Origin of the sequence: Rapidithrix thailandica, from assembly GCF_039710355.1 — a bacterium.
GTDB lineage: Bacteria > Bacteroidota > Bacteroidia > Cytophagales > Flammeovirgaceae > Rapidithrix > Rapidithrix thailandica.
This window is the reverse complement of the sequence record NZ_JBDKWZ010000039.1, coordinates 1-4,899: the sequence shown is the minus strand read 5'-3', so window position 1 is coordinate 4,899 and position 4,899 is coordinate 1. Positions and strand designations below refer to the sequence as shown.

Below are 4,899 nucleotides of genomic sequence, written 5' to 3'. Positions count from 1 at the left end.
TTAAACGGCAAATCGATATTAATTACTGGGGGAACTGGTTCTTTGGGCAAAGCATTGACAAAGACCATTTTGGAACGGTGGCCAGAAGTAAGACGACTGGTGATTTTTTCCAGGGATGAGCAGAAACAGTTTCAGATGTCTCATGATTTCCCTATGAGTAAATACCCTCAAATTCGGTATTTTATTGGAGATATACGGGATTATGATCGTGTCAAAAGGGCTTTTAAAGGGATAGATTTTGTTATTCATGCAGCAGCAATGAAGCATGTTCCTATTGCCGAATACAATCCAATGGAATGTGTTAAAACAAATATATTAGGAGCAGAAAATATCATCAATGCTGCTTTGGAAACGGATATTCAACATGTGGTTGCTTTATCTACTGACAAAGCTGCAGCTCCTATCAATTTATACGGAGCAACGAAATTGGCATCGGATAAACTTTTTGTGGCTGCCAACAATATTCGAGGTTGGAACCCGATCAAGTTTTCTGTAGTGCGTTATGGCAATGTGATGGGGTCTAATGGTTCGGTCATACCTTTCTTTTTGAAGAAACGGGAAGAAGGTATATTACCTATTACAGATCCCACTATGACAAGGTTTAATATTTCTTTGCAAGGAGGAGTTGATATGGTACTACATGCTTTGGAATCTGCTTGGGGAGGAGAAATTTTTGTTCCTAAAATTCCATCTTACAAGATTACGGATGTTGCTAAAGCGATCGGTCCTGGTTGTGAGCATAAAGTTGTGGGAATTCGACCAGGAGAGAAGATTCATGAAGAAATGATCACGGCCTCCGATTCTTTCAACACTTACGACCTTGGTAAGTATTATGCGATTTTGCCTCAAACAACCCGCTTTAACTTGGAGGAATTTATAAATCATTTCCAAGCTAAAAAGGTAAAACAAGGATTTCAATACAATTCTGGGGAAAACACCGAATGGGAAACAGTGGAGGGCCTGAGAAGCTTGATTAAAGAACATGTTGACCCAACCTTCGATTTAGTCTAAACAGTACCATGATACCCTACGGAAAACAACATATTACAGAGGAAGACCTACAAGCAGTTGTCAATACCCTGAAATCGGATTTTTTAACCCAAGGTCCTCAAGTAGCTGCTTTTGAACGTGCTTTTGCTGAGTATGTAGGAGCTAAATATGCTGTAGCAGTAGCCAATGGCACGGCTGCTTTACATCTTTCTACAATTGCATTGGGGGTTCAACCCGGAGATAAAGTGATTACGACTCCAAATACATTTGCGGCATCTGCTAATAGTGTTCGCTATATGGGAGGCGAAGTCGTTTTTGCAGATATTGATCCAGAGACCTTTTTATTGGATATCGAAAAAGTCCGGGCCTTGTTAGAATCAGCCCCAAAAGGAACTTACAAAGGGATTATTCCCGTAGACTTTGCCGGTTATCCTGTTGCTTTGGAAGCTTATCGGCAATTGGCAGATGAATACGGAATGTGGGTATTGGAAGATGCTTGTCATGCTCCAGGAGGGTATTTTATTGATCAGGAAGGTAATAAGCAATATTGTGGAAATGGGGCTTATGCCGATTTGGCAATTTTTTCATTTCATCCAGTGAAACATATTGCTTCAGGCGAAGGAGGAATGATCACAACTAATGACGAAGTTTTATATAAAAAGCTTTTGCTTTACCGTACCCATGGCATTACCAAAGACGAAAACTTGCTTCATGAAAATCATGGAGGCTGGTATTATGAGATGCAAGAATTGGGGTTTAATTACCGCTTAACCGATTTTCAGGCAGCCTTGGGCAAAAGTCAATTACAAAGAGCAGATGAAGGATTACGACAAAGACAAATAATCGCTCAGCGGTATAGTGATGCCTTCAAAACTACAACAGCAGTTAAAACACCAGTTGTTGCTTCTAATTTCTACCATGCATACCATCTGTATGTCATTCAAGTCGAAGATCGCTTGGGTTTATATAATCATTTGCGAGAACATAATATTTTTGCGCAAGTACATTATATCCCTGTTCATCTGATGCCCTACTATCGTCAGTTTGGGTGGAATAAAGGTGATTTACCTGTTTCGGAAAGCTACTACGAACATTGTTTAAGTTTGCCCATGTACCCTACTTTGACTGAAGAAGAACAAGCTTATGTTATAGAAAAAGTGCTGGAGTTTGTAGTATGAAAAAACTAGCCATCATCCCTGCAAGGGGAGGGAGCAAGCGAATTCCCAGAAAAAATATCAAGCCCTTTTTAGGAAAGCCTATCCTTGCTTACAGTATTGAATCGGCTCTGAAAAGTGCTTTGTTTGATGAGGTAATGGTTTCTACAGATGACGAAGAAATTGCTGGGCTTGCCAAATCCCATGGCGCGGAAGTGCCTTTTTTGAGAAGCAAAAAAAATGCTGATGATTATGCTACTACAGCAGAAGTGTTGTTGGAAGTAATTGAACAGTATGAACAACAAGGAGTAGTATTTGATTTTGCCTGTTGTATTTACCCTACAGCACCATTACTTACGGAGAGAACTTTACAAGAAGCACTTGACAAGCTACTTAAAGGCAAATACGATACTGTTTTCCCCATTGTTCCTTTTGGTTATCCTGTCTGGAGAGGTTTGGAAATCGATTGCGAAAAGGTAAAAATGGTCTGGCCGGAACATTTGAACTCTCGCAGTCAAGATCTGCCACCAGTTTACCATGATGCAGGACAGTTTTATTGGCTGAATCTGGAAAAGTTCAAAGTATCAAAACAGCTGTTTACCAACAATAGTGGAAGTATCGTATTAAGTGAGCTACAAGTACAAGATATAGACAATCACACTGATTGGCAAATAGCAGAGCTCAAATATAAGCTGTTAACGGTAGAATGATGAGCCAAAAAGTCGTTCTGAGAGCGGATGGAAATGCAAAAATCGGATTAGGGCATATTGTGCGGTCATTGGCCATAGCAAGTATGCTAAAAAATGATTTTTTCTGTGAGTTTGCTATCCACAGCCCTTCTGAGCATATAAAAAAGCAACTTTTAGATGTTTGCGAAAGTGTTATCGAAATAGATAATGTTCCTCAGGCTTTTTTTGACTACCTGACTGGTGATGAAATTGTCATATTGGATGGCTATCATTTTGACACAAACTACCAAAAAGCTATAAAAGCAAAGGGCTGCAAATTAGTGTGTATTGACGATCTGCATGATAAACACTTTGTCAGTGATGTGGTAATTAACCACGCTCCAGGTGTAAGGATAGAAGATTATTCAGTGGAAACATATACACAAGTGTGTCTAGGGCCTGACTTTGCTTTGCTGCGTCCATCGTTTTTGAAATTGGCTGGCACTGAAAGAAAAATTAACAGGATTGATACAGTGTTTGTTTGTTTTGGAGGGGCGGATCCCAAAAATATCACCGAAGTTGTTGTTAAAAAGCTTCTGGAATATTCTCAATTTACACATATCCTTGTAGTGGCAGGCAGTGCTTATAAAGGAGGGGAATCTTTGGACATTTTAGTTCAAGATAACCTTGATAGGTTGACTCGATATAATGCGGTTGATGAAAAAACAATGATCAAATTGCTACAAGAGTCACAATTAGCCATTGTTCCTGCTAGTGGGATCTTGTTTGAAGTATTGTCGGTTAAAGTGCCTGTGATATCAGGGTATTACATTGAAAATCAACAAGCTATTTATCAGGGTTTTTTAAACCAACAGGTGATTTTTGATGCAGGAAGCTTTGAGCCTACTCAAATTGATCAAGCATTAAGATCTGTATTTGATGCGGATCTTAATGAAATACTCACTAGACAAGGACTTTGTATTGACGGTGGGTCAGTGTCACGAATTAAAGAAACTGTTTTAAACCTTTGTATATGAATATTGGTATTTTGGCATCTGGCAACTTGGGCTTATATGTTCTGAAAGAGGTCCAACATGCGATTGAGCCCGTATTTATCGCAACAGATTCCGGTTCTCGGACTATTATCCAATACGCAACAGAGAAAGGTATTCCGGTTTTTAAAGGAAACCCAAGAGGAGGTCGATTGTACACATTTGCTACTGATTTTAAAATTGACGTCTTGCTCTCTATCAACTATTTGTTTTTAATTGAAAAAGACCTGATCGGGCTTCCTTCAAAATATGCTATCAATTTTCATGGAAGCCTTTTACCTAAGTATAGAGGACGGACACCTCATGTTTGGGCTATCATTAACAATGAGCCCTATACAGGTATTACAGCCCATTTGATAGATGAAAATTGCGATACAGGGGCTATTCTTCTACAAGAAAAAGTGAAGATTGATGAAAGTGATACAGGAGCAGATCTTCTGGATAAATACAAGCAGATTTATCCAAAAATGGTGATTGACCTCTTGAAAAAACTTCAAGATCAAATGCTTCAACCCCAAATTCAAGAAGAAGCCCAGGCTACTTACTTTGGAAAAAGAACTCCGGAGGATGGGGAAATTAATTGGGATTGGCAAAAGGAGCAAATTTATAATTGGGTAAGAGCACAAGCTTATCCATATCCCGGAGCTTATACCTATTTGGATGGTCAAAAAATAACGATTGACAAAGTGGAATATACCAATGGTGGTTATCATTTTGACCAACCCAACGGGAGTATTCTTACAGATGGAGAGCAACCGGTTGTTAAAACGCCTAACGGGGCAGTGAAATTAGTTTCCATAAGAGAGGAAATAGATTTTACAGATTGTAAAAACAAAATATTAGGTCAATGAACATCGATTATTTTGAAATAAACGAGCAAAGTCCTGCATTCATCATCGCAGAACTTTCAGCAAACCATAACCAAGACATTCGTATCGCTATTGATACCATAAAGGCTGCTAAATTAGCGGGAGCTGATGCTATCAAATTTCAAACATATACTCCTGATACCCTAACCATTGATTGTGATAATGA

6 protein-coding genes are annotated in these 4,899 nt (G+C 39.0%); all 6 read left to right on the top strand.

What is annotated here, in order from left to right:
* Positions 1-1,011: UDP-N-acetylglucosamine 4,6-dehydratase (inverting) (gene pseB / locus AAG747_RS29140; protein WP_346824791.1), on the top strand; the 1,011-nt coding region annotated here is incomplete at its 5' end.
* Positions 1,012-1,019: 8 nt separating this feature from the next.
* Positions 1,020-2,168: a UDP-4-amino-4,6-dideoxy-N-acetyl-beta-L-altrosamine transaminase gene (gene pseC, locus AAG747_RS29135; RefSeq protein WP_346824790.1), complete on the top strand. Its 1,149-nt coding sequence runs from the start codon at positions 1,020-1,022 to the stop codon at positions 2,166-2,168.
* Positions 2,165-2,854 carry a pseudaminic acid cytidylyltransferase gene (pseF, locus tag AAG747_RS29130; RefSeq protein ID WP_346824789.1) on the top strand — a complete coding sequence of 230 codons (690 nt, stop codon included), beginning with the start codon at positions 2,165-2,167 and terminating at the stop codon, positions 2,852-2,854. Before pseC ends, pseF begins: the two co-directional genes overlap by 4 nt.
* Positions 2,851-3,849, top strand: a complete 999-nt coding sequence (pseG, locus tag AAG747_RS29125) for a UDP-2,4-diacetamido-2,4,6-trideoxy-beta-L-altropyranose hydrolase (RefSeq protein ID WP_346824788.1) — start codon at positions 2,851-2,853, stop codon at positions 3,847-3,849. The genes pseF and pseG overlap by 4 nt, the downstream gene beginning before the upstream one ends.
* Positions 3,846-4,715 (top strand): methionyl-tRNA formyltransferase, encoded by an 870-nt coding sequence (locus tag AAG747_RS29120; protein WP_346824787.1) that lies wholly within the window; start codon positions 3,846-3,848, stop codon positions 4,713-4,715. Before pseG ends, AAG747_RS29120 begins: the two co-directional genes overlap by 4 nt.
* A partial coding sequence (locus AAG747_RS29115) for an N-acetylneuraminate synthase family protein (protein ID WP_346824786.1) occupies positions 4,712-4,899 on the top strand: 188 nt, incomplete at its 3' end. The genes AAG747_RS29120 and AAG747_RS29115, both read left to right, overlap by 4 nt.

Excerpts from the sequence above, each read along its gene's own strand:
- pseC (WP_346824790.1), top strand. The coding sequence starts at position 1,020 with ATGATACCCTACGGAAAACAACATATTACAGAGGAAGACCTACAAGCA.
- pseF (WP_346824789.1), top strand. The coding sequence starts at position 2,165 with ATGAAAAAACTAGCCATCATCCCTGCAAGGGGAGGGAGCAAGCGAATT.
- pseG (WP_346824788.1), top strand. The coding sequence starts at position 2,851 with ATGATGAGCCAAAAAGTCGTTCTGAGAGCGGATGGAAATGCAAAAATC.
- AAG747_RS29120 (WP_346824787.1), top strand. The coding sequence starts at position 3,846 with ATGAATATTGGTATTTTGGCATCTGGCAACTTGGGCTTATATGTTCTG.